Genomic DNA, 23,322 nt, shown 5'->3' with positions numbered 1-23,322 from the left:
AGCAGCATGCACCGCTGAGGCAGCAAAACCAACAATGCGATGCTCGCAAATGAAATCCAATGTCGTCTAAGCATTCTCTCTCTTACCTTCCGCAACGTGATGTCACTTGTTGCCTATAAAACCCAAGTTCGTCACGCCAGTATTCGCCATCAAAGGGCCACACTTGATGTTCTTCGTCGACTTCCACGTCACCACGTCCCGATCGTGAAGCTTCGAGTTGTTGATTCTGCATATCCTGCGATAACTGACCGCGGGTGTAACTTAGAACTTCGACATCGACCGTATCGACCTGATTCATTAAATCTTGGAGTTCGGCAAGAACGCGGTCATAACGTGCACGGGCTAGGTCTCCAGCCTGATCCACCGCGAAGGATTTGCCCAACGCAACGTCCTGTAAGATCTGTTGTCCAACAGCAGAAGATTGAAAAACCTTTGAACTGCTCTTCAAGCGCCCTTCTTCTTCATCAAGCAAGCGAATGTACTCAAGATGCCTCAAGATCTGTCGATCGGATAAGGCCGAGTACACGATACTTTGAATTCGTGGAGACAGGTTTGCTTCCCCGGCGCGCACTGCCTTAAGAAAATCATAGAACTTCAAGTTGTCTGTGTTTTGAGCCAAAACACCTTCAAGTTCATTTTGAACCGGATCATAGAGCTCATGAAACCTCTCGACCATCGCTGAAGCGTTTTCCATTTGGCAGTTATAGAAAAACACCACGGCTTTCAGGACGTAAGCCTCGGGGTAATGATTTTTGTCAAAATACGGCGACAGCAAGGTATGGATGTTTCCAAGCGCACGCGAGTATTCGTCAGCTAGAAAAAAGGCCCACGAACCTTCGAACATCGCATCAAGCCAATATTCACTGCCGGGTTCAATCTTATTCCAAGCTTCAACGGCATTTCCTAAGACACGACCGTCTACCCTAAATTCGCCGGTAGCCTCGTCAACCTTATTGGATGCTTTGTAGTAGACGCGGGCCAAAGAAAGCCATGCGAGATCGACAAGCCTTTCCTCATCGTTTCCAGCATCAAGATCACCACTATCCTCAGCGTCAATAACTGCTCGAAAGCTCGCAATCGCAGGACGTGCATGCCTTAGACGAACGTGGGTAATTCCTTCGAAAAGTTTTGCCTGGGCGTAAAACTTGTCCTTTTTCTGCACCTTGCCAAAAAGAGAAAGTGCTTCGTCAAACTCCTCTTGCTGATACTTGAAGCGACCCATGAGATAAACCACGTGTCCATACAAGCCCTTTTCTTTGGCATCCTTAAGCTTATCGAGCTTCGCTACATCGTATTGGCCAACTTTTTCGATAATGCCAGCCGATTCGGGCAGTGCCGAGGCTAGCTTTGCGAGCCACACGAGGGTTTCATCAAAATAGGGATGCCCATCGCCAGTTGCAACGATCTGATCGAAGAGCGTCAACGAAGATTGATAAAACTTAAGATTGAAAAGTGCCATCCCCAAATAGAATTCGGCCTTCTGGGTATCCTTCTTATTAGCACGCACCTTCCCATCAACCACGTCGCGAAGCGCAATGGCAGCATCTTCAAACTTTCCAGCATCAAAGAGTTCTATCGCAGAAGATGATGCAGAAATTTTCTTAGCCAATGCAGGAGAAACAACCAGACTCAGCAACACTACGACCGAAAGTCGCATCAGCGCGCGTTTTGAAAACATAAAGGCCTCTTTTTACCTAGGATTTTGCATTTGATGATAGGAAGCGCTTGCCTTTTAAGTCAAGAGAAACGCCCACCGCTCCCGACTATTGGAACATGGCGGTGCGAATTGGTGAATTGAGTTTTTTCCGGGGACAAGGAAGTTTTTACAGCAGGAGCGGCTAACTCCTTGCAAAAAGCGGATGGAGGCCAAGCGAAAATCTCGCAAACTGACAAAGGAAGCGATTTGGCGATAGTTCCTTTATCACACATCATCTTGACAGCTTTGTTCTGAGCGCCGTAGCTTTCCGTCGGTTAGTGTTTTGTCGAGCAGGCAGAAGGCCACGTGAAGATATGACTAGGCGGGCAAGGCGCCATCCGAGCACATGTCTAGACGGGGAAAATGCCTCGTAAGCAAAAAAAGGAAGGCTGCAGCCGTGATATCAAGACTGGTTACTACCCTGCTCATATTAGCTTCTTTGGCATCGTTTGGATGCGAGGTTGAGGGTGTTGGCGATCCCTGTGTTCCAGAGGCCATTCAAAGCGGTGGTTTTGACGAAAAAGAGTTCTACATTGAACCAAGTTCCGTACAATGCCGCACACGGTTCTGCCTTGTTTATCAATTGCAGGGCGATCCAACCAATGTTTGTGCAGACGGCGTTCTTTCAGGAACAGATGGGTGCCTCACCACCGATGAGGTCGCTGATCGTGTCTATTGCACCTGTAAATGCGGTGGCGAGAACTCCAATTGCGATTGCCCAGACGGTTTTCGCTGTGAAGAGATTTTTGGTGAAGAGACGAGCCCTGGTATTGCAGGAAGCTACTGCGTAAAAAGCAGCATACCACGCAAATAGTGTCGTGAACCACGCCCATAAACTCGGCAAGGCAGCAGAAGACTTTGTTGCCGCGCATCTGGAGGCAGAGGGCTATGAAATCCTCGCGAGAAATGCACGTGTGGGACGCTTGGAGCTTGATATCGTTGCTCGCAAAGCATCCCTTCTGGTGTTTTGCGAAGTCCGAGCACGATCCACCCTTAGTTTTATGGATCCCGCCGAATCGATCACCGAAAAAAAGATAGCCAACCTACGACAAGCCGCTTCGTTGTGGTTGCAAAGGCAAAAACCACCCTTTCGTTCCATTCGTTTTGACGTGGCCGCGGTTAGTATGGAAGGGCAGCAATACAAGCTGTGTTATTACGACTCAGCGTTCTGAGAAACGCTCCGTCTCAGGTCCTCGGCCCACGTTTCCAGCGCTGCAACAAGATCCGGTGAGACACCTTTTACTCGGGCTTCAATCAACACTTTTTCAACAAGCTCACGTTGGTCGGCTTGCCTGCTACGCAGACTTGCGACTAGCCCTGCAAAGGCATCGCCAAGCTCCTGCAGTTCGTCTCCTTTACGAAAACGAACATTGATATTCAGATTGCCAAGCTCAACTTCACGAATCAGACGAGTAAGTTTGTAGGCCGGACCCACTAAACGATGTGTCACGACAAGCCCGGTAGCAAGCATGGCCACCACCAGCAAAAACACTCCGAGAAGGATGGCAAAAAGCACACGGCGATCTTGATCGGCTGCCCACTGCTCAAGCGAGGAAGCGACCTGCGGATTCAAATCCGGATGCATGGCCATCTGTATGGTAAGCGCTTCGGTTTGCCCCTGAGAGTAGTCATATGCAAAAAAACCTAGCACTGCAGCAACAACAAGCACTGCGGCCATCACCATTCCGATGTGTTTAAACTGAAAACGGCTGTCTAGCAGATAGTTCCGCCACTGCCGTTTGGTATTCATTGTCGGTCGACTTTGCATGGACAAATCTACCTTCCTCCGCCTGCTGTCTTCATTGCCTGGGGTAATCGTCTCAGCGCTCCTGAAAAGGCTCCTTCAATAGCTCTGCGTCTCATTAATGTTGGATCTCCACCAGAGACCCGAGCTGCTCCATTCAACATGGCACGAATATCATGGCCAGGATACGTACTGATAATTACCGATACTTCGGCCCGCAGTCCATCTGCGGTTTCTTCGAGCTTTACCACGGAGCTATCGACGTAAAATCCGGTTAAGCTCCCATCCGCCAAAACTCGGGCAGCTTCCTTTTTACTCTCATCATCAGGAACCATACGAACGCCGGGCATGCCCGCCACCCGGGCCCGGAGAAATTCTCGGATCTCTGCCAAAACTTTGCGAGCAAGCCCGGTAACGTTGGAGCCTGGCAGCCCTACCCCGACATAATATTTCTGCGCAGATCGCGCTTCTTGTACTTTTTCAATCACCGAGATCGCACGAGCTGCAGCACTACGAACCTTTGGGTCCCGATCACGGAGCCGTTTACTGATAGCCGAAAGCGCATCGGTATCCTTTTGCATTTCCAGTGCAGCAACGGCAGCCATCCGAACAGCAGGATGGTCATCGTCAAGGGATGAGACCAATGCTTGGTGCACCTGTGTGCTTGCTGGAATATCACCCAAAGAGAGCGCAGCCTGAACCCGTACGCGAAAATGGTCCGAGGTTTTTAGGCGCTTGATAAGAAAATTAGCACGCGCACTTTGAGCTTGCGTCACACTTGGCCAGACTACAAAACAGGCTGAAAGCAGAAGTAACAAGCATAACCAAGCGCGCACCAGCGACCTTCCTTTCCATAGCCCACTTAGGAAATCGGGACATCTAATAAGACGCAAGGAAAGGGAAAACATTCAAAGCCTGGTTTTAGGAACGGCTGTAGAACGGCACGCTGAGCCATTTTTCAACAGTTCCTTTTGAAGTTGACCAGAAAACGCTCAGGAAGGCAATGCGTTAAACCAGCTCTCGTATGCAAAGGTAGTCTAGCTTGCGGCGTTGGTGTATGTGTCAGGCGTTATGGTGTGGATAATCATTACTGCCACTGCTCTTGCTGCAACCATCTTTGCAGCACTGCTTTGGAAACTTAGGACGTCTAAACTTCCAAGCAAGCCAAAAAGCGAGAAGCAAGAAGAACTTGCTGAGAACAAAACGCCACATCCGCCAGCCTCTGAACCGACGACCTTAGGTCATGCAAAAGAAAACCTAGAACGATCTGCGCTACGCGGTGGCCTATCAAAAAGTAGGGATGGTTTTTTGCAAAAATCGCTAAGCTCTTTGATCAGAAATCCCGATTCGATGAAGAAAGTTTCTCCTCGTTGGAGACGGCGCTAATTGGAGCAGACGTCGGCGTCGCAACCGCCGAAAAACTCATTTCGAAACTGAAGGAAAAGCTCGAGAACAGCAGCGAAAACGACACTAAGACCAGAAAACCTTTGGAGTATTTGAAACATGCTGCCATTGAGCTTTTTGAGTCGTCCCGTCACTCGCCGCGGCCGGGGACATCACCTTCGCAACCCGAAGTATGGTTGATTGTTGGGGTAAACGGCGTCGGAAAAACGACTACCGTGGCTAAGATTGCAAATGATCTTAAGCAAAAGGGAAAAACGGTTGTTCTCGGGGCGGCCGATACCTTTCGCGCAGCAGCCGTTGGTCAATTAAAAGCCTGGGCAGAACGCACAAACTGCACGGTGATCTCTGGAAGCGAGCAATCCGACCCTGGTTCAGTTGCATTTGATACAGTGAAACACGCGAAAACGACGCCAACCGACATCGCCATCATTGATACCGCTGGACGGCTTCATACCAAAGCAAATCTAATGGAAGAACTAAGAAAGATCGCCAAGTCCGCGGAAAAAGCCGCAGGGCACCCCCTCGCGGAGATCTTGCTTGTCGTGGATGCCACCAACGGGCAAAACGCTTTACAACAGGCGCGTTTGTTCAGTGACATACTTCCCATAACCGGGGTTGTACTAAGCAAGCTTGATGGCACCGCGAAAGGCGGGATTACCTTAGCAATTGCCGATCAACTGAAGCTTCCCATACGTTACATAGGCATCGGCGAAGGTCTCAACGACTTTCAAGCGTTTGAAGCATCAACTTTTGTGGACGCCTTGTTTGAAAGCAACGATACTCCAAACACTAGTGAGCTGAATAAGTTGAATTTGAGTGAGTCAGCATGATATACGTGGTTATCTCTCGGTCAAAAGGGTCACATCCGGACGGTTTAGGTTACATGGGCGATTTACATCGGCGTCTTGCCAATAGACTTTGCATACTGGGTGCTCTTTTTGTAGTGCTCGGCACAAGTGCCTCCGCATTGGGGCAAGACATGTCATTCGACATTAATGAGGTCGAAGAAGAAGCGCCTAAGGCGAAAACTAAGGCCAAGGCTAAGACGGAAGTTTCCGCGGACGAGGAAGCCAGCGTAAGCGCCGAGGGTGAACTAGACGTCATCGGGGAGCTTGCAGCAGAAGACTCATCCGTCGATTCTGAGCGTGAAAAAGGCAAAAAAAAGAAAGAAGCCGACGAGGAAATTTACGCCGTTCAACAGATCTATGCTTTGCGTCTCAACCGGTTTGAGCTTTCTCCATCGCTAGCGTTTACCGTCAATGACCCCTACGTTAGCCATCCCGCCCTTGCTTTGGCCTTCAACTACTGGTGGACCAACGTGCTTGCGATAGGTGCAAGCTTCATGTGGTACCAAGGCCTTGAAAACGAGTCCGATCTAAACTTCCACGTGAGACGCTCAACACGTTTGGGCGTGCCAATCACTGAATATCAGCTGGGAGCCCATCTCAACTTTACCTATGTACCGCTGTACGGAAAGTTTGCGATGTTCAATAATCACATTTTCCAGTGGGACGCTTATGTCGTCGGCGGGTTGGGCTTTTTGCGAACGCGGCCCGTTCCGGTGGTCGATCCGGAGTTTCGAAACTTTGATTTCAACTTTCGTCTAGCCTTCAACGTCGGTATTGGCCTTCGAGTCTTTTTGACGCGCTATCTTGCAGTATTTAGTGAACTACGTGACTATGCTTATCTTGAAAAATTTGAGAACTTAGAGGTTCCGCTAAGCTCTGAGGCCCGCCGAGATCCTGGGACGTGGTTGGCTGATGGCTCGACATTGACAAACAATGTCTCTGTTCATTTAGGTATTACTTTATTTTTCCCATTTTCTTTTGACTATCGCTTACCCAAATAAGCCATGCAGAGGTTGAGGGTGACAACACGTTGGATTAAAAATTTTATACTGATAACCCTACTTAGCGGGATAGGTGCGAGTTTCGCCTCTGCCCAGGAAGTACAGGTTACCGGTCCACTCGCTGGAGCGCCTGCTTGCAAGGGCTGCCGCATATTCAGGGAATCGCGTTTATCGATTGAACCTTTTGCTGGCTTTACGCTTCAGGATGAGTTCTCGCGCACAATTATGTTCGGAGGCAAGCTAGGCTTTGCGTTCACCGACTGGATTGGCCTTGGCCTCTGGGGAGCTTTCGCGCCAGTACATATCGACACAGCGCTCACGGACCAGGTAAGCAAACGTGGACAGTCCACCTCCCGGAATAGGCTTTCTCTACCCAATGCGGGTGACTTCAAAAAGCAAATTGGTGAAATCAACTGGGCAGCGGGACTGGAAGTAAACTTCATTCCACTTCGAGGCAAACTGGCGCTGTTTCAAAAGCTCTTTCTCGATACTGATTTCTCGGTCTTCGCTGGTGTTGCGCTTGTCGGCATTACCGAACGAGCCAACGTCAATGAAAACGGCGGAACGGTATGTCTAGCTAGCGGAGCTGTCGAATTAGACGAAAACGATCCTTGCAGGCAGTCTCAACGACAACGAGCGAGCCGAACGGCCGTTGCACCCACCTTTGGTGTTCAGCTTACGATGTACGCTTCAGAGTTTATGGGACTCACTCTCGGCTGGCGCGCTCTGCCCTTTTCCTGGAATACCTCCGGAACGGACGAAGGCGGACGAGACGAAAATGGTAATCTTGGCGGTGGGGATTTTCCCGACGGACGAATTGACTCGGAGGATCGTATCTTCCATTTCAATCACATGTTCACCGCCGGCTTGATCTTCTTCTTGCCAGTTGAAGCCGCACGTTCCGAATAGTCCAAAGCAACGCTAGCTTATCGAAAATCCCAGCAGCCGCTCATGAAAGAACAGGAATACCCTTTGCGTCCAGGCGGTAACCCGTGGGTAGGTCGATCTTTCGTTTTTCGGCAGGAAGCGGCCAGGCATGCGCTGCATAGCCATCCAGAATACGAGCCCGCACTCGCATGCTCTCATCAACCATCAACTGATTTTCAAGCGCGTCCTTGCAGCCCTCAACCTCGGCTTGGTTGAACAAAGCCCCAACGGCATGGAAACGAACCGTTTCATTAACATCGTCCAAAAAACGCACAATCGTCTGACTGATCCTGGAATCTTCGCGCTCCTCCAGGGCCGCTAAAACTTGTATTTTCCTTTGAGGATCACGTTCATACTCCGTATCCATGTTTTCTAGCAAAGCTAGGAGCTCAGCAACAACGCCGTCTTGATCGAGCAAATGCTCCATTAACTTCAAGGGCCAGCCCAATGACTCGGCACGCGCTAAAAAGCTCCGTACCGGTCACACAGCCATCTCTTTGGCACTTACAACGGACTCAAAGACGGCATCTTTTTCTTCCTGATCGGTAATACTCGGATCGGAAACGAAAGTGAATCGACCCAACATGGCTGAAATAGCCTCGGGAGTGTTCATGGCCGAAAGAACCTTAATGGATTCCCACCGATCAGGTGATTGTGCACGCTTATTTGCTATTCGCTCTGCGTGTTTTCGAAGCGTTTTGTCTTTGTTTTCTTTAAAAAGACCTAGAAAAGCCATGGCTGTTTACCCACATCTGCCCGCCGGGCTGCGCTTGTTCTAGCGGATTAGAACGGGTTGAAGCGTGACCTGGCCATTTGCGTTTTGTACTTGGAAACGCACCATACGACAGCTATGTTTCTTTGCAAGCGATGCTTCGTTGGCTTTTAGCCGTTCGACAAATCGCTCCTTAGGAATATTCGAAACATCTTCGCCTACCGCTTTTTTTGCGGCTACGTATTCTTGATGGATACGTCCGTAGTACGCCCCCTCGTCCTCCGATGCGAGCTTTTGGGCTATATTCGCGTCGTCCACTGAGCCATCGGAACTGCTCCCAAGGGGAGCTGCGCCCGCAGCTTGCGCCGATGCCGCAAAAGCGTCCCCTTTCCAGGCCATGGGTTCTGGAGGGCGAGAAAGCGCCCCGGAGCCTCCAGGGCCATCGTCTGCCTCGGACACACCTGTAAATACGTTCAATAGCTGATTGATGCGAAAGGCAAGGCCACCCAGTTCAGCACTATCGATATCGAGCCTGAGATCGGTATTGCCATTGATGACGCCCAAAACGCCCTCTTCGATGGCTTCGATGGGTCTAAGAATCTGAGTGCCAATCGCGAAACCATAGCCAAAGACCACAAAGATACAGAGGATGGTTAGAAGTAAAATGATATTTGTTGCATCAAGCTTGCCCAATGCTTTACTTCGGTTGCCCATCACAGCGAAAGCCATTGGAACTGATTTCACGAGGGGTAGCGGAGCGGTAACACCGATGAACTCATCGCCCCCAAGCGATGCGACCCAATGGTCAAACGATGTGCCTTGACCACTTAATGCTGCAGCTGTTTTGTCCTTGGCGGGACCAAAAAGAAAGGCCTTGAGGTCGCCTACGCCGTTACCTGGTAGCGAAGAGCTATACACACCTCGGCCATCAACCAAGAAAGCGACTTCGCGCCCAAGAAGGGAAGCTTCACGTTGGGCAAAACCGTCCGAAAGATCATAACCTACGACCACGGTACCAATGGTGCCTCCGGTCTCACGCTCTACAACGGGAGCGACCGCAGTACGCAGTAGTTTTCCTTCTTTTTCGATGGGCCATATATCCACCCGAGCTTGACCGTCCTGCAAAACGTCACGAAGCGCGTTGAATTGGCGATCAAGCGATTCGCCATACATGCGATTTCGATCACCGTTACGAGCCATTACCTTTCCGGTCTCATCGGTAATAACCACAATATCAGGTGCGGTTCCCATACCCCGAGCAGGATCTTCGAACCAACGCATCAACCCTTCAGACGCTTCATACGCACGCGTTCGCCGTCCAGTTTCATCAAGCGCAGTAAATACGCTCAGCACTTGTTGGCTCTCAGCGCGACTGCGAACGGAGTTGACAAATTCCGTTGAAGAAAGCCGCCAAGAGCGTTCAAAAAGCGCCTGGCTGTTGGTTATGGAGCCATCAAGCTCGCCTAATATTCTCTTGCCGAGCTCATGCCGGACAAACACATATGAACCAAGTCCGAGAAGGAGTACCGCAACAAGATTGCCCAGAATAATTTTTACGCGCATGATTTAGCCTGTTTACCATTTGCAGCAAAGTTCGGTCAAGCTCTTGATATCCCAGTATTTTTTCTCATGGTTCCTAGCCTCGGAAATCGACTTTTTGCTAGGGAGTCCCTCCAGGGATAGGACCGTCTTTTTACCCCTGGGTAATTCGGATCTACACTTGCTACCCAGTGCCTAAATCTTGGAAAATCTTATGTGATGCTCCGGAGCTAGCCGCGGAAATCCGTAGCGATGCCGACAGCCTAGGCATCAAAGTTGAAGTTGAACTCACAAGCGATCCGCTAAAGCAAGCCATCGATCTCCTTGCTAACAATCGCCCAGTATCGGTTGCGACCCACAGCCTACCTTCTCTTGAAGCGCTACTCTCACTCGCCAAACAAAGTCACGACAAACAGTCCTTTTCAGCTTTTGCCCTGCTCGTCCAAGGCAGCTCGAGCAAGGCCATTCGTGAGCTCGCTTTGGATCTTGCTTTGGTAGCCGTACCAACAACGAGAGCGCTGCTATGCGCGATTCAATTATTTCGAACGGAAGATCCTGCACCGTGGCGCGCAGACATTCGTCATTTAAATATTCTCGATGCCGAACACCTGAAACCAATCATGCATTCACCCAAACGAGGGGGACCGCAACTGCATTCGGAGCAGGATTTTCTAGTAGAATGGCAGAACGCTTCGAAAACCAATAAAGTTATCTTAGGAAGGCGTCACGAGTGCGCGGTCGCGATGGATGCTTTTAAGCAGGCCGATCCCTTTGAAAAAGATATTTTTGCGGCTTCCTACCAAGCTACTGACATCGATAAGCAAGCTATTCGGGATGTTCTATTCGGACCGCCTCGCGCGCTTTCGGATCCGGCAAGCAAGGCAGCGCTTCGCCCCTACGGGCTTCCCTACGGAGATGAAGAAATGTACACAAGCGCATCTCGTGTGGCTTCAGAAGCGACGCGCATCGGCTTTCCAGTGCGCATCGCACTGGCCTCACCGGACCTACGGGCTTGGGATCATCCGGATCTCGTAGCTAACGCAGTCGATAACGCCTCTCGGGCAAAGGAAATGTATCAACAGATACTGGCCCAAGCACAAGACCGCGCACCCGAAGCGCGTTTGCTTGGCGTAACGGTAAGCGCAAGCCATCATGAACGTGCTCTGCTACGCGTACGCATGTCACCGCTAGCAGACAAATTTGTATTCGTTCAGATTTCCTTTGCCGATCCACATGGCATGGCTTCCGAAGACCTTACGGTCACCTTCCTGCCGGCAAAAAAAGATCGAGCGCTCAAAGCATTGCAACGTTTACGCGGTCGCAGTTTGCTATCCGACCCTGCCGATCCTTCCGATCCCGGACTGCAAAACATCCTTAATCTGCTTGAGCAAAGCGCATGCTTTGTTAACGATTGGAGGGAGCACTTGCAATCCGTTGAAATCAATCCGGTGGCGTTATTGCTTGACGCTAGCATCGAAGCACGAGAGCTGTGCATCACAGTCAATGACTCCTTCATCAAAGCCATGGACGACATTTAGATCAAAAAGCCGCTCCGCCATCCTGATACCGGGGTCAAATTCCTCTTTGCTGCGTAGCTTGGACAACTTCAACAAAAGGCGGCAATCCGGCCACGGAAGCCAGCAAGAAATAGAGTAACGCCAAAACCAGAAATACGACCAAGGTCTTGGTGACAGGACTTAGATTGGACCAAAATGACATGGCTCCCCCTTCTGGCTGCTAGTGCACTAGGTTCACGAGATTCGCTCATTTTGCGGTCTTGAGTCAACGAAAGCTTTCAGTTAGAGCCCATGTAACGGTCACGGGCCGTCCTGAGGTGACTAGGACAGGTGACTATGACAGGTCATTGTGCAACAGTGCCCAAAAGACCAGAAAGGAAGCTCGACTCCCGCAATGTGGGTACTTGTCGTTGGAAATACGGCCACTATAAATCGGCCCGAAGGTGGACTTGCCGTGCTAAAACAGCTTGGCTGTCGTGTCCGGACCATGGATTTATGGGACGAGGCCGATTTAGTCCTCAAGGGACAACCCCCCCCTGCTGCCATTCTCATTGAAGCGCTCGATCAGGTCGATGCTGGCCGAGCGGCCCTCTCCCGGTTGAGGGCCATTCCAACCTTACGCAACGTGCCCGCCCTCATCGGAGTCACCGTAGGCGCAATACAACGTCTCCAAGCCCACGATGGCTTTGATGATTTTGTCTTGGTCCCTTATCTTCCTGCAGAACTCTACATGCGCGTTCGTCGTGGCGAATGGAAGCACAGCGATTTTGCGAGCCAAGAAATCTTGAAGCTAGGCGCATTAAACGTCGACCTCGCAGGCCATGAAGTGACGGTTCAAGGCCGCCCCGTCGAGCTGACCCAACAAGAGTTTGCCTTGCTAAAATTTCTTATTGAAAACCGCGGAAGGGTTTTTCGCCGTGATCAGCTCCTTGAGCGAGTTTGGGGCGTCGACTATTATGGAACAAGTCGTACGGTTGATATTCATATCCGACGCTTGCGCATGAAACTCGATGAGAGTGCCGCGATGCTCGAAACCGTGCGTGGGGTGGGCTACAAGATCAAAGGCCCAACGGATCAGGATTAACAGTGCCGCAGAACACGCAGAACAAAAAGCCCCTCGCCATAAGCTGTGGCGATCCAGCAGGCATCGGCCCGATGATTTCACTACATGCGGCAAAACAACTGCTCACAAAACAGTCTTGTGTTTTGTTTGGGGACGGGCAGCAACTGCATAAGCTAGCACAAGCCATGAAAGTGCCTCACCGCACCAAGGCAAGCTTGTCTGATTTAAGCACAAGCGATTCGACATGCATCCATATCGTAGACCTTGCTCGCGTTTCTGAAGAATGCATTGAGCAACGAAAGGCAAGTGCTGAAGGCGGCGAAAACAACTTTTGTTTCTCGAAGCAGCCATTGATGCCCTGCGCAACCAACACGCCCGAGCACTAGTGACCGCGCCGATGAGTAAAGAAGCGGTAGCACTAAGTGGCACGTCTTTTTCGGGCCATACCGAGCACCTCGCACAAGCCTGTGGCTTGGAGCGTGACGAAGTAAGTATGCTTTTTCTCGGCCCGAACCTGCGCATCGGCACCGTAAGTACGCATTTAGCCATCGCCAATGCGCCAAAAGCAATCACCACTGGGCGAGTTTACCGTACTATCAAACATCTCAGCGAAGCACTCACAAGCCTTTGCAATGCGGGAAAGTTAAAACCGCCTTGCAAGCTCTATGTAACCGGACTCAATCCCCATGCGGGTGAAGCCGGCATGTTCGGCACTGAAGAAATTACCGCATTCATCCAGCCATCGAGGAAGCAAAACAGCTTCCCGCTGTCAAAAACAAGAGCATCGAGTTGCTCGGGCCCCTTGGAGCGGAAACCGCATTGCGCTTGGCTGCACACGATTACAACAGCGGGGTGGTCACCATGCTTCACGACCAAGCCACTATCCCCTGCAAACTCCTCGACTGGTCAAGTTCGGTCAATGTCACTTGGGGACTGCCTTTTGTCCGAACCAGCGTGGATCACGGCGTGGCTTACGATGCTGCAGCAAACGGAGTGTTCGATTCCGATGGCATGCTTGCCGCAGCAACCATGGCCATCATGCTTAGCAAAGGTTGAGCCGATGCCAATCCTTGTTCAAGGCGCACGCGAGCATAATCTAAAAAACATAACCATTGAGATTCCCACGGGAAAACTCGTGGCTTTTAGTGGACCAAGTGGTTCAGGGAAAAGCTCCTTGGCTATCGACACCATTTTCCTAGAAGCGCAACACCGTTATTTGCAAGCTCTGGGACCCAAAGCATCTGCCCTGCTTTCCGGAAACTACGGACCCAAAGTTGACTATGTACAAGGGCTTCCGGTCACTATCGCGCTTCGAGCCGCGGACTACCTCGAATCAAACAACTGCACTGTTGGGAGTGAAAGCCACATTGAAAAGCACCTTGGGACACTAACTTCCCATCTTGGCATACCGCATTGCCCCAACTGCGATAGAGTTCTTAGCCGTGACGATTTAAGCAGCATGGTGACGCGAATTTTGGCGCTTGAGCCTAATCTTCGCATTGCCGTACTGGCGCCTTTGGGAAAAAAATCCGGAAGTAGCCTTCAAAGCGAGCTCGAGTCTTTGCGTTCAGCCGGCTTTGTTCGTGTTTCAGTCGATGGAAAAGTTCATGAACTCAGTGAGTCCTTCGATGCAAAACCCACGGTCAGCTACAACCTTGATCTTCACATTGATCGCCTCAAAGTCGACACGGCTAAAAAGGCACGACTTGCTGAAGCTCTTGCGCTGGCTGTGCGCCAAAGCGGTAACACAGTGCGCGTACTAACCGAAAACTCGAAAGAGCTTTTCCTAAGTCAACGACCCTATTGTGAAAGCTGTGATTTAACGTTGGCTCCCATCACTGCCGCGTTATTTTCCTTTTCGACACAACAAGGCGCCTGTCCAAAGTGCTTTGGCAGCGGCCTAAGTAAAGTAAAAGGTGTAAGCAACGCCGGCGCAGCGCCGTGCAAACAATGCAAAGGCGAACGACTTAGGCCGCAAGCATTGCTCACCGAACTCATGGGCCGCCGTTACACTCAACTTAGAACGATGCCACTTCGATCACTTCGAGCATGGCTGCACAAACAGGCGTTTTCTATCGAGTTGCCAACCGCTCTAAACATCTTGCCCAGAGTAATCGAGCAGCAACTAAGTTTGGCAGAAACATTAAAACTCACCCATCTCGAACTGGCACGCCCTACCCCGAAGCTTTCGGCCGGCGAGGCGCAACGCTTAAACTTTCTTAAACATATCGGTAGCGAGACAAGCGGGATTCTCTATATTCTTGATGAGCCCTCAAAAGGACTGCATCCACTCGACCATCGATACCTCATGCAAGCCATCGACGCTCTTCAGAAGCGTGGCAACAATGTTATTGTCATCGATCACAATCCACTAACCCTGAAAGCATCCGATCTCATCATCGATTTTGGTCCGGGCGCAGGGAAACGCGGCGGAAAGATTGTTGCCGTGGGAAGTCCAAAAGAACTTGCAGAGGATGCACAATCCGTCACGGGCCCTTTTTTGTTTAGCCGCCTGACACCACCGCCGCAACGACAAAAGCAAGACAGCAAATCCACCTTAAGGATCCAACACGCCAAGGCTTTTAATTTAAAAGACATTGACGTCTCCATCCCCCTCAAGCGATTCAGTTGCGTAGTGGGTCCGAGCGGCTCTGGCAAAAGCGCACTCCTCACACAAACTTTAGCCCAAGCCTTCTTTAAAGCAGCAACCCCAAGAATCAAAGGCCTCGAGCACATTGATAAATGCATCCTGGTGGATCAAAAAGCCATCGGACGCAATGCTCGTTCAACTCCAGCGACCTTCTCAGGCCTGTGGGACGTGATTCGTGAACTTCTCGCCTCTCTTCCGGAAGCCAGGGCACGAGGATTTTCAGCCAGTCGATTTAGTTTCAACACAAAAGGTGGACGCTGCGAGCATTGCCAAGGGCAAGGCATCGTCGGAATTGATTTCGATGTAGCCCTAAGCGCGCAACATCCTTGTCCCGTGTGCTCCGCCGCGCGTTTCAACGAAGAGACCTTGAGCATTCGCTATCGTGGCCATAGCGCAAGCGACGTACTCGACTTATCAGCAGAAGAAGCACTCGAGCTTTTTTCCGCCTTTCCTAAAGCTGCTCGGCTTCTAGAAGCCATGTGTAAAGTCGGCATGGGCTATGTTCCACTTGGCCAGTCAGCAACGACTCTGTCTGGAGGGGAAGCTCAGCGCCTGAAACTCGCAAAAGAACTTGGCCGCGCACAGAAAAACCACACCCTTTATTTGCTGGATGAACCAAGCGCTGGCCTTCATCCCACGGACATCAAAATAGTGCTAAGCGCGCTTCAATCCTTGGTCGAACAAGGGCATACCGTTGTTCTCGTTGATCACCAAGCCCAAGTCATCTCGGAGGCTGACTACATTATCGAGCTAGGACCTGGCGCGGGCCCAGAAGGTGGGACGGTTATTGCCCAAGGCGAGCGTGATCGTTTTATCCAAGAGCCGAACTCTCCTACCGCAGCTATCTTGCGCGAAGCGCTTGCCTAGTGCTCCAATCGATCTGCTTATGGAATGCAGAGCTGGCGCGATCTCAGGCTCTTTTGGACAATCAACCGGCTCTATGCGTTGATTGCTTATAAAGCAGTTTTCTTTGTATCAAAAACGACTAAACTACACGCATGCTCGGCGAAACAGGCATAGGCGCTACGCTGCCACGCGGGTTTCCTCAGACCCAAGACTATCTTCCTTTGGGAACGGCATCCGTATCCGTAGATTGGGCCAGAACACGCTATCGTTTTAATGCACTTGGCCATGAAGAAGCCGCGTTGATTGAACAGCGCTACGGCGACCTGTCGAAACATAAAGATACGGCAACTCCTCCGATAGACATCACGCTTCGGTTAATGGACGCTTCGTTGTTTACCACCATCGAGCCTAGCGGCTGGCAGTACGCAATCGAGCTTCAGCAGACGCAAGACACCGTGTGGTGCATGGGCTGGCAATGGATGGCCAAAATTGAAAAAAACCACGGTCTGCGATCCACCGTGTGGACCAGTAGACGCCACGACCGATTTTTCCTAGACCCCATCGACAACATCTTCCGCATTCTTTGTTGCTACCAGTTCTGCAAGCAAGGAGGCGTTGTGCTGCATAGCGCCGGAGTCGAAAACGATGGCCAAGCATATATCTTCTTCGGCCCATCGGGCGCAGGCAAGAGCACCTTGTGCGGCATCTCCGAGAAGCAAGGATATAACATTCTTAGTGATGAACTTAACGCTCTACTGCCAAGCCGCGATGGTTGGACCGTCTGCCCGCTGCCTTTTGCAGGAGACTTTGGGCGCACCATCGCAGAAGATCGTGCGCGGCCTCTCAAGGGAATCTACCGAATTATTCAAGATCCCGACGGCTTTCTGTCGGCCATGCCAAGGGGGCAAGCCCTGGCCACCCTTGTTGCAGCATCACCTTACGTCAATCACGACCAAACGATTCTCGATCGCTTAATTGAGAATCTCAATGATTTAACCACCCACAAGCCCGTGAAGCGACTTGGATTTGCTTTAAATCCAAGTTTTTGGCAGCGTCTTCTTTAACATGACCCTATCTAAGTATCGTTTGAACGACCAAGCCCGCTTTCGCCATCTTGGAAACGAAGGCCTAATCATTCGCCAGGACACAGCAGAAGTCATCTCCGTGAACGATACCGGAGCATGGATGCTCGGCAAGTTTCAAGAAGGACTGGACTTGGAGCAAACGACGCAAAGCATGGTATCTGCGTTTGAAACGACTCTTGAAGAAGCTCAGCAGGATGCAGCATCCTTTACCCAAGAAATGCTCGAGCTTGGAGTTCTTGTCGAAACGTCGAGCGCGCGCTCGGGCGGCGCAAGCACTACAAGGACATGAAGCACTTCATACGCTCAGCTCAGCAGGCTTGGGAAGAAAATCAGCTTCGATTGGTACTGTTTGAGCTGACCTACGCCTGTAACCTTGATTGCGCATTTTGCTACAACGACCTTGACTTGGAGGGCCAGCCCCTTAGCACACAGCGGTACATCGAAATCCTTAACGATCTTGCAGAAATGCAAGTACTCACCGTAGTGCTTAGCGGAGGAGAGCCTCTTGCCCACAAAGATTTCTTTACCATTGGAGCAGCCGCCAAACACCTTGGCTTTGTAGTGCGCATCAAAAGCAATGCTCATGCACTAACTCACAACATCGCCAAGCGCATTCAAAGGGAGATATCTCCTTTCATTATCGAGACGAGCTTGCACGGCGCAAGCTCAGAAACGCACGACAAACAAACCAAAGTGGCAGGAAGTTTCGATCGCTGGAAACGCAATGTCGCGGACATGCTCGAGATAGGTCTGCGAGTCAAAGTCAACACTGTTCTTACGCGCTGGAACGAACATGAGCTCGATGAGATTTTTGCACTGTGCGATCGCTTCGGTGTCCTACTTCAAATCGATCGCGAAGTTAAGCCCCGAGACAACGGCGATCGATCTCCTTTAGCCATCGTGGCGAGCGCAAAAGCCAATGAAAAGCTCAACACTATCTATATGAGCCGTTCATCGCGCATATCAAACACCCCCGAAACCGACTCGGCTGTCCCCATCGTAAACAAAAGCAAACACTGCGGCACCGGATCGTCCACCCTCACTGTCAATCCTTTTGGCGATGTCTTTCCCTGTGTCCAATGGCGTCAAAAAGTCGCCAACTTACACGAACAACTGGTCTCTGAATTTTGGCACCATTCACCCAGACTGGATAAGATCCGCGAACAAAACCAAGCGGTTCGAGCGAAAATGCTCGCGTTACCTAGTGATCGAAAACCTCCAACCTTCTGTCCAGGACTAGCCTCCCAGTACACCGGAGACCCTCTTGGCGATTATATACTTAAACAAGATCAGAGCGAGCTACCGGTGGGCAAAAGACGCTTGGCTCTTGTCACGTAGCAAAGGATTTCTTACATAGTCATGGGAGCGAACTTCGTGAAAAAGCAAAACAACATAGAACCGAGCCATCCGAAAACAGCAAATCAGCGCAGGCCTTACCAAAAGCCACAAGTGAGTTATCGCGAGCAACTCGAAGCAGTAGCCGTTGATTGCATCTCAAGCGGCGGAAAACAAAACGTTTTGGCTTGCCCATCAGGCCCAGTTAACTCCTAAATGACCGGCCATCGCGATGGCGACTTTTCAAACATCGTTAGTCATCCAAACACAAGGCCGCGGCTTTTACGAGCTCACTGACAAGCTCCGCGGCATCGTAGCCGGCGCGACCATCGAAACAGGCTTGATGCATATGTTTGTGCAACATACCAGCGCATCGCTCCTTCTTTGTGAACATGCCGATCCCGATGTCCGTCATGACTTAGACCAGTTCATGAGCAAACTCGTACCAGACGGCCACCCATCCTACGTGCACAGCGCCGAAGGCCCCGATGACATGCCTGCCCACATTCGCAGCGTACTCACTCAAAACTCGCTCTCCATCCCCATCCAAAATCACAACCTTGCCCTCGGCACCTGGCAAGGCCTTTATCTCTGGGAGCACCGGACTTATCCCCACCGCCGCAGCTCTGTAGTGACCCTACTGGGAACTTAAAATGCTTTTGTGCTCCTCAGCCCCAGCTGCGTAAACCTCAGCTCAGAGCCAGGACCAAGCCTACGCGCAAATGTTCAGTAATTTCACACGCTTCTTTTTGTGCCAGACGCGAACGCTATCGGCATGGATTTTGCTTCGTTAAATAAACAAAGGCACTCACATGAAAGCTTCTGTCATGAAAAAAACACCTCTCTTCACGCGCAGCATCGCCGCCATACTCTTCACCCTCCTAAGCTTCACCGGACCCGGCCTACTCGGCTGCTCGCCCGCTTCGGATTCAACGGATGTTCAAATTTCACAGGATGAGGCTCTTGCAGGGTTGGGCAGCTTCTTTGCAAACCTTCAAAACGGAACTTTCGGCGAGGCCATGGTGTTGGAGTTTTTGTACACGGGAGCCACAATACGAAGGACTTCCAATGACACGCCTCGCCTTGCATTCCAAAGAACCGTCGAGCGCCTGAGCGCTCAGGCTGAAGCTCTTTCAGGACAAGACAATCGCCTCCAGAAAACCATCGAAACACTCGTGCTCAACTTTAACACACCTCAGTGGCCCGAGGCGGATGCGTGCACAAGGGATTTCTTATCGTATTCTCCAAACGGAGATTTTCACACAGCGTGCGGAGAGATCATTCGTTCGACTGTGGTTGGTGAATTAACGGGACGCGCCGAAGAGCTCTTTGCAGAACCCATCACTAAGCTTGCCCAGAACCTATCAAAATCTGTTTTCAACACCGATAAAGCAGCCATAGCCACAACCATTGTGGCGCCATGGATCAAAAATCGTATTGCAAATATCCTGCCGGAACTAGAGCTCGCGTCATTGGATGCAGGAACGACGAGCAACAAAAACAAAGCGACGCAGTTTTTCGCAAAGGCTTTCCATGAGCTTTTGGGACCAAGCACTGCCAAAGCGCAGGCGATTGCCATTCCTTTAGTCATACTTGCACTTATTGCGATCGTATTCCTCATTTACTGGTACGGACCCAACGGGCCTGGAAACCTTGCGGCTCGAAACCTAGCTTCCAACTTTCAGATTGGTCGCGCAGCAACAGTAACTCAGCGCGACATTAACCGTGCCATCGACACAAACCTCACGCTAACCGAAACCGGCGTCAAAGCATCGTTTGCTCCGATGAATATCAACGCTCAGGGCGAAATCTCTCAAACCGACATCGCGGACCTTGAAGTTAGCCTCGGGAATTTTCGGCTAATCACTTCAGAAACCGAAAGCACTATTTTAGAAATGGTTGGAAGTGATGGCCAAATATCGCCCGACGAACGTGAAGCCATCGAGGAGCTTATCGGAAACCTCGGAGACGTGGCACCAGAAGTTCTGGCCAGAATACTAAAGGAAATTCTCGAGGCCCTTCAAAGACTTCTTGAAATGGCCATGGCTACCCAAGATACAGAACAACTCTCTAGGATTGCTGAATCCCTCGCTCTCCTTCGCAAAGCAATCGCCCAGATAATTGTTCATGTCCTTAGCGTCATATCGCCTGATGCGGCTGCAATGGAAGCTTTCTGTACGATAGTCCAGGAAATGATCGCAACACTCCAAGCGATGTTTGCTCTTTGGCGAAGCACGATGCCGTCATGGCTTGAGGACTACGGAGTAGCCTACTTCCGCCTTAAGCAGGCACTCGACAGAGGTGAGCCGATCGCTGATTTTCAAGAAATATTACAGGGCTTACTTGCAGATCATCCAGAGATAGAAACGGGCATCTATGAAGAGCTCTTTGTTGTTGACCACGAAGGGGTAACCTCTGTTGAAAACTGGATAACCAATCTTGGCTACTATTGCGCTGATGTGGGCGTTTCATTCGGCGAGTAGGCCGCTGAAGGGAAATGTCGAATACCACACAAGTTTCCCGTGCCCGGGTGCCGCAAGAAACACATCCTCGCCACGTCATCGTCCAGACACTACTGGGAACTTAAAACGTGATTGTGCTCCCCAGCCCCAGGTGCACAAACCTCAGCTCAGCACCAACCCCGCGCCAGCGACACAAATGTTCAGCAATTTCATACTCGCTTTTTTGTGCCTGGCTTGAACACTATCGGCATAGTTTTTGCTCAATTAATTAGACAAAGCCGCCCACATGAAAGCTTCTGTCATGAAAAAAACACCCATCTTCACACGCAGCATCGCCGCCATACTCTTCACCCTCCTAAGCTTCACCGGACCCGGCCTAATCGGCTGCTCCCCTGCTTCGGATTCAACGGATGTCGCCGTCTCCGAAGACGCAGCTATTTTTGACTTCTTCGCCACGATTAACAATTTGGATAAAGAAACGTTTAAGACCTCTCTGATGCTCGAGCTTATGTACTCAGGTGTCACCTTACCCAACCCAAATGGCTTACCGGAACAAGAGCTAATTCAACACGCGGCAGATACACTATTCGACACGACTGTTTTATCGGATGCTCAGCTCAGTCCTCTTGAAAAAGTCATCAATAACTATAGCGAAGTTTTTGGCGTTCCCGCCTCAGACCTCCAAAGCTTTTTAGCTGACCCCACATCAGCACTTGAACCTGTGATAGTGGCTGCTTCTGATAGTTTTGCTGTTTTCAGACATCTTACTGGTGCAGAGAACGTGATTGCGACACTGCTAACTCAGCGCGCTGCCAGTTACTTTCCATCACTTAAACTTGCCAGTGCAAACGCTCCTAAGCAGCTTGAAGGACAAACCCTTTTGGCCAAGGCATTCTCGGAACTACTCGGAGTCAACACAGCTCATGCACAAGGAACTATCGAATATGCAATCGTTTTAGTTTTCGTGTTAGCTCTACTCGTTTATGCCGCATGGCATACCAGCCAGCACATGCCCTCCATCACAGCTCCCAGCTTCAACTTCGGCCGTACCACCAGCGCCACCACCAAAAGCAACGCGAATGCCATTGAAACCAATACGGTAACCTATGAGGGTAACACCTACGCCATTGAAATCACCACCGAGTTCAGCGCTCTTACGGTTGATCAAACCGTCCATGCCATCATGGATGGGGAGTCCATCACCATTCCTGGAATCGGCAATGAAGGCGATACAACCATCACGATTCCGGAAGGAGCCGACGCCGAAACTATTGCTGGAATCATCGAAGGTATCATTCGTGCTGTCAACGAGAAGATCAGACAACTGGCTGCCAAGGTCGCAAGTGGAGAAATTAGCGGCGTCGAGCTAGGAGAAGTGAACGAGCTTATTCAAAAGCTCAACGGCGTGGTTGCACAAATCCTTAAAAGCCTAAGGGACCTGGTTAAGGGTGGAAATGAATTAGCAAAGGACGTTGCATGCCTTTTACTTCCTGTACTTAAATCGATCGAAAACGAATTGAAAGCAGACCTCGCTACGGCCTTAGCAAACGAGACGGATCCGCAGACACAGAACGAAATACAACACGTCTACGGATCAGTTCCTTCAACCTTGAACAGCACCTATACTATATTGAACATCCTGGTAGACCGTTTAGGAGGATGCTAGCAAAGGAGTTTCTCAGTACTCCACAAACCAGGTGCTGGTGGCGAAGAGGTAGAGTTGGTCGCTTGTGAACTGGAACTCGTTGAAAGCTGCGGTGATGAAAAAAGACGCTATCGTTTTGGAGCCTTCGTTCCAGACGAAACGAGCACGCCAGCCGGTGCTGTAGGTATCGTAGCCATCAATGTCGTAGCGAATGCCGGCAACCGGACCCATGGCAAAAATGTCAACTACGTTCCATACAAAAGCAACATCTAAACCATACAGTAGATCAGAGGTATTCAAAAAGGGCACCCGTATCCAAGGAAAACTCACGAATTCAAAGAGGTCCCCAAGAAAAAAATTTGCGCCAAACCAAATCGAGGTTCGAAAATCAGTATCATAAAACAGAGGTGGCTCAGCACGAACACCAAGTGCCAACCAAACCGGTTTGTGTATGAAAGCATAGGTTCCAAACACGTAGGGGTTGGCTAAATCAACTTCGGGCGCAAACAACAACGCAGGCAAGCCAAGACCAAGGTCTAGATGATCACCAAAACGATAGGTCCCTGAAAGAAGAGCGTAATACTCCGTATGACGCTTACCATTTTCGTCCTCATCGCTTGGAGTGCCCAAGACGCCTGTATTCAAACGAAAGGCCCGTGCTTCGGTATTCACCAACTGCGCTTCGGCTTCTGGAACCAAAGCAAGCCAAAAGTAGACATAAAGCAGTGCTGAAATACAAGCATAACGCATAAGATAGCGCCTCTTTAGCTCGATTTTTCAGCAGGCGCCAACCTAAAAAGCAACTCAAAGGAGGGTTGGCCGATACGAGGTTGTGATTCAAAAGGAAT

Annotated in this window: 24 protein-coding genes; 16 read left to right on the top strand and 8 right to left on the bottom strand. The window is 50.6% G+C overall.

Annotated features, from left to right (window positions below):
• Window positions 1-82 precede the first annotated feature (82 nt).
• Window positions 83-1,678 (bottom strand): hypothetical protein, encoded by a 1,596-nt coding sequence (locus IPJ88_11380; protein QQR88826.1) that lies wholly within the window; start codon window positions 1,676-1,678, stop codon window positions 83-85.
• A gap of 415 nt (window positions 1,679-2,093) precedes the next feature.
• On the opposite strand from IPJ88_11380, the gene IPJ88_11375 reads away from it, so the two are divergent.
• Together IPJ88_11375 and IPJ88_11370 are read left to right on the top strand one after the other, a co-directional pair.
• Window positions 2,094-2,510, top strand: coding sequence for a hypothetical protein (locus IPJ88_11375; GenBank protein ID QQR88825.1), 417 nt, complete (start codon window positions 2,094-2,096; stop codon window positions 2,508-2,510).
• Between the two features lie 4 nt (window positions 2,511-2,514).
• The gene (locus tag IPJ88_11370) at window positions 2,515-2,868 is read left to right on the top strand and encodes a YraN family protein (GenBank protein ID QQR88824.1); all 354 of its coding nucleotides are present in this window, start codon (window positions 2,515-2,517) and stop codon (window positions 2,866-2,868) included.
• On the opposite strand, the gene IPJ88_11365 is transcribed toward IPJ88_11370, so the two are convergent.
• Both IPJ88_11365 and IPJ88_11360 read right to left on the bottom strand, forming a co-directional pair.
• Window positions 2,850-3,446, bottom strand: coding sequence for a hypothetical protein (locus IPJ88_11365; GenBank protein QQR88823.1), 597 nt, complete (start codon window positions 3,444-3,446; stop codon window positions 2,850-2,852). The two genes, IPJ88_11370 and IPJ88_11365, sit on opposite strands and share 19 nt — an antisense overlap.
• Window positions 3,447-3,472: 26 nt before the next feature.
• On the bottom strand, window positions 3,473-4,276 hold the full coding sequence (locus tag IPJ88_11360) for a HEAT repeat domain-containing protein (protein ID QQR88822.1): 804 nt from the start codon (window positions 4,274-4,276) through the stop codon (window positions 3,473-3,475).
• Window positions 4,277-4,511: 235 nt separating this feature from the next.
• Between IPJ88_11360 and IPJ88_11355 the strand changes: the two genes are divergently transcribed.
• The 4 genes from IPJ88_11355 to IPJ88_11340 all read left to right on the top strand — a co-directional run bounded on the left by IPJ88_11355 (window position 4,512) and on the right by IPJ88_11340 (window position 7,602).
• Window positions 4,512-4,826, top strand: a complete 315-nt coding sequence (locus IPJ88_11355; GenBank protein ID QQR88821.1) for a hypothetical protein — start codon at window positions 4,512-4,514, stop codon at window positions 4,824-4,826.
• Window positions 4,757-5,674 carry a signal recognition particle-docking protein FtsY gene (ftsY, locus tag IPJ88_11350; GenBank protein ID QQR92027.1) on the top strand — a complete coding sequence of 306 codons (918 nt, stop codon included), beginning with the start codon at window positions 4,757-4,759 and terminating at the stop codon, window positions 5,672-5,674. The genes IPJ88_11355 and ftsY overlap by 70 nt, the downstream gene beginning before the upstream one ends.
• Window positions 5,675-5,823: 149 nt before the next feature.
• Window positions 5,824-6,693, top strand: a complete 870-nt coding sequence (locus IPJ88_11345; protein QQR92026.1) for an outer membrane beta-barrel domain-containing protein — start codon at window positions 5,824-5,826, stop codon at window positions 6,691-6,693.
• Between the two features lie 3 nt (window positions 6,694-6,696).
• The gene (locus IPJ88_11340; GenBank protein QQR88820.1) at window positions 6,697-7,602 is read left to right on the top strand and encodes a hypothetical protein; all 906 of its coding nucleotides are present in this window, start codon (window positions 6,697-6,699) and stop codon (window positions 7,600-7,602) included.
• A 40-nt stretch (window positions 7,603-7,642) separates the two neighbouring features.
• Here the strand turns inward: IPJ88_11340 and IPJ88_11335 are convergent, their stop codons facing one another.
• The 3 genes from IPJ88_11335 to IPJ88_11325 are packed head-to-tail and all read right to left on the bottom strand — an operon-like array spanning window position 7,643 to window position 9,895.
• A complete protein-coding gene (locus tag IPJ88_11335; protein ID QQR88819.1) occupies window positions 7,643-8,056 on the bottom strand; it encodes a hypothetical protein in 414 nt (137 codons plus the stop codon).
• A gap of 45 nt (window positions 8,057-8,101) precedes the next feature.
• The gene (locus IPJ88_11330) at window positions 8,102-8,356 is read right to left on the bottom strand and encodes a hypothetical protein (protein QQR88818.1); all 255 of its coding nucleotides are present in this window, start codon (window positions 8,354-8,356) and stop codon (window positions 8,102-8,104) included.
• Between the two features lie 39 nt (window positions 8,357-8,395).
• A complete protein-coding gene (locus IPJ88_11325) occupies window positions 8,396-9,895 on the bottom strand; it encodes a hypothetical protein (protein ID QQR88817.1) in 1,500 nt (499 codons plus the stop codon).
• Window positions 9,896-10,062: 167 nt separating this feature from the next.
• Here IPJ88_11325 and IPJ88_11320 point away from each other — a divergent pair, with 167 nt between their 5' ends.
• Entirely contained in the window at window positions 10,063-11,409 is a 1,347-nt protein-coding gene (locus tag IPJ88_11320; GenBank protein QQR88816.1) for an acetate--CoA ligase family protein, read from the top strand.
• Between the two features lie 34 nt (window positions 11,410-11,443).
• On the opposite strand, the gene IPJ88_11315 is transcribed toward IPJ88_11320, so the two are convergent.
• Entirely contained in the window at window positions 11,444-11,590 is a 147-nt protein-coding gene (locus tag IPJ88_11315; GenBank protein QQR88815.1) for a hypothetical protein, read from the bottom strand.
• Window positions 11,591-11,875: 285 nt separating this feature from the next.
• Here IPJ88_11315 and IPJ88_11310 point away from each other — a divergent pair, with 285 nt between their 5' ends.
• From IPJ88_11310 to IPJ88_11270, 9 genes are all read left to right on the top strand, one after another.
• The gene (locus IPJ88_11310) at window positions 11,876-12,472 is read left to right on the top strand and encodes a response regulator transcription factor (GenBank protein QQR92025.1); all 597 of its coding nucleotides are present in this window, start codon (window positions 11,876-11,878) and stop codon (window positions 12,470-12,472) included.
• Between the two features lie 2 nt (window positions 12,473-12,474).
• A complete protein-coding gene (locus IPJ88_11305) occupies window positions 12,475-12,837 on the top strand; it encodes a hypothetical protein (protein QQR88814.1) in 363 nt (120 codons plus the stop codon).
• Window positions 12,783-15,968 carry a 4-hydroxythreonine-4-phosphate dehydrogenase PdxA gene (locus IPJ88_11300; protein QQR88813.1) on the top strand — a complete coding sequence of 1,062 codons (3,186 nt, stop codon included), beginning with the start codon at window positions 12,783-12,785 and terminating at the stop codon, window positions 15,966-15,968. The genes IPJ88_11305 and IPJ88_11300 overlap by 55 nt, the downstream gene beginning before the upstream one ends.
• A 131-nt stretch (window positions 15,969-16,099) precedes the next feature.
• Window positions 16,100-17,011, top strand: a complete 912-nt coding sequence (locus tag IPJ88_11295; GenBank protein QQR88812.1) for a hypothetical protein — start codon at window positions 16,100-16,102, stop codon at window positions 17,009-17,011.
• 1 nt (window position 17,012) lies between these two features.
• Window positions 17,013-17,321: a PqqD family protein gene (locus IPJ88_11290; protein QQR88811.1), complete on the top strand. Its 309-nt coding sequence runs from the start codon at window positions 17,013-17,015 to the stop codon at window positions 17,319-17,321.
• A complete protein-coding gene (locus tag IPJ88_11285) occupies window positions 17,318-18,370 on the top strand; it encodes a radical SAM protein (protein QQR88810.1) in 1,053 nt (350 codons plus the stop codon). Before IPJ88_11290 ends, IPJ88_11285 begins: the two co-directional genes overlap by 4 nt.
• Before the next feature lie 229 nt (window positions 18,371-18,599).
• The gene (locus IPJ88_11280; protein QQR88809.1) at window positions 18,600-19,019 is read left to right on the top strand and encodes a YjbQ family protein; all 420 of its coding nucleotides are present in this window, start codon (window positions 18,600-18,602) and stop codon (window positions 19,017-19,019) included.
• A 175-nt stretch (window positions 19,020-19,194) separates the two neighbouring features.
• Window positions 19,195-20,850 carry a hypothetical protein gene (locus IPJ88_11275; protein QQR88808.1) on the top strand — a complete coding sequence of 552 codons (1,656 nt, stop codon included), beginning with the start codon at window positions 19,195-19,197 and terminating at the stop codon, window positions 20,848-20,850.
• Between the two features lie 265 nt (window positions 20,851-21,115).
• A complete protein-coding gene (locus IPJ88_11270) occupies window positions 21,116-22,495 on the top strand; it encodes a hypothetical protein (protein QQR88807.1) in 1,380 nt (459 codons plus the stop codon).
• Between the two features lie 12 nt (window positions 22,496-22,507).
• Here the strand turns inward: IPJ88_11270 and IPJ88_11265 are convergent, their stop codons facing one another.
• On the bottom strand, window positions 22,508-23,224 hold the full coding sequence (locus tag IPJ88_11265) for a hypothetical protein (GenBank protein ID QQR88806.1): 717 nt from the start codon (window positions 23,222-23,224) through the stop codon (window positions 22,508-22,510).
• Window positions 23,225-23,322 lie beyond the last annotated feature (98 nt).

The organism is Myxococcales bacterium, assembly GCA_016699535.1.
Classification (GTDB): domain Bacteria; phylum Myxococcota_A; class Polyangia; order Polyangiales.
Note: the sequence above shows the minus strand (reverse complement) of the source record. Positions and strands in the feature narration are given on the sequence as shown.

Bases quoted from the DNA above. Each gene is read 5' to 3' on its own strand.
- IPJ88_11380 (QQR88826.1), bottom strand. From the start codon at position 1,678: ATGTTTTCAAAACGCGCGCTGATGCGACTTTCGGTCGTAGTGTTGCTG.
- IPJ88_11365 (QQR88823.1), bottom strand. From the start codon at position 3,446: ATGAATACCAAACGGCAGTGGCGGAACTATCTGCTAGACAGCCGTTTT.
- IPJ88_11355 (QQR88821.1), top strand. From the start codon at position 4,512: ATGGTGTGGATAATCATTACTGCCACTGCTCTTGCTGCAACCATCTTT.
- IPJ88_11345 (QQR92026.1), top strand. From the start codon at position 5,824: ATGTCATTCGACATTAATGAGGTCGAAGAAGAAGCGCCTAAGGCGAAA.
- IPJ88_11340 (QQR88820.1), top strand. From the start codon at position 6,697: ATGCAGAGGTTGAGGGTGACAACACGTTGGATTAAAAATTTTATACTG.
- IPJ88_11330 (QQR88818.1), bottom strand. From the start codon at position 8,356: ATGGCTTTTCTAGGTCTTTTTAAAGAAAACAAAGACAAAACGCTTCGA.
- IPJ88_11325 (QQR88817.1), bottom strand. From the start codon at position 9,895: ATGCGCGTAAAAATTATTCTGGGCAATCTTGTTGCGGTACTCCTTCTC.
- IPJ88_11315 (QQR88815.1), bottom strand. From the start codon at position 11,590: ATGTCATTTTGGTCCAATCTAAGTCCTGTCACCAAGACCTTGGTCGTA.
- IPJ88_11310 (QQR92025.1), top strand. From the start codon at position 11,876: ATGGATTTATGGGACGAGGCCGATTTAGTCCTCAAGGGACAACCCCCC.
- IPJ88_11295 (QQR88812.1), top strand. From the start codon at position 16,100: ATGCTCGGCGAAACAGGCATAGGCGCTACGCTGCCACGCGGGTTTCCT.
- IPJ88_11290 (QQR88811.1), top strand. From the start codon at position 17,013: ATGACCCTATCTAAGTATCGTTTGAACGACCAAGCCCGCTTTCGCCAT.
- IPJ88_11285 (QQR88810.1), top strand. From the start codon at position 17,318: ATGAAGCACTTCATACGCTCAGCTCAGCAGGCTTGGGAAGAAAATCAG.
- IPJ88_11280 (QQR88809.1), top strand. From the start codon at position 18,600: ATGGCGACTTTTCAAACATCGTTAGTCATCCAAACACAAGGCCGCGGC.
- IPJ88_11275 (QQR88808.1), top strand. From the start codon at position 19,195: ATGAAAAAAACACCTCTCTTCACGCGCAGCATCGCCGCCATACTCTTC.
- IPJ88_11270 (QQR88807.1), top strand. From the start codon at position 21,116: ATGAAAGCTTCTGTCATGAAAAAAACACCCATCTTCACACGCAGCATC.
- IPJ88_11265 (QQR88806.1), bottom strand. From the start codon at position 23,224: ATGCGTTATGCTTGTATTTCAGCACTGCTTTATGTCTACTTTTGGCTT.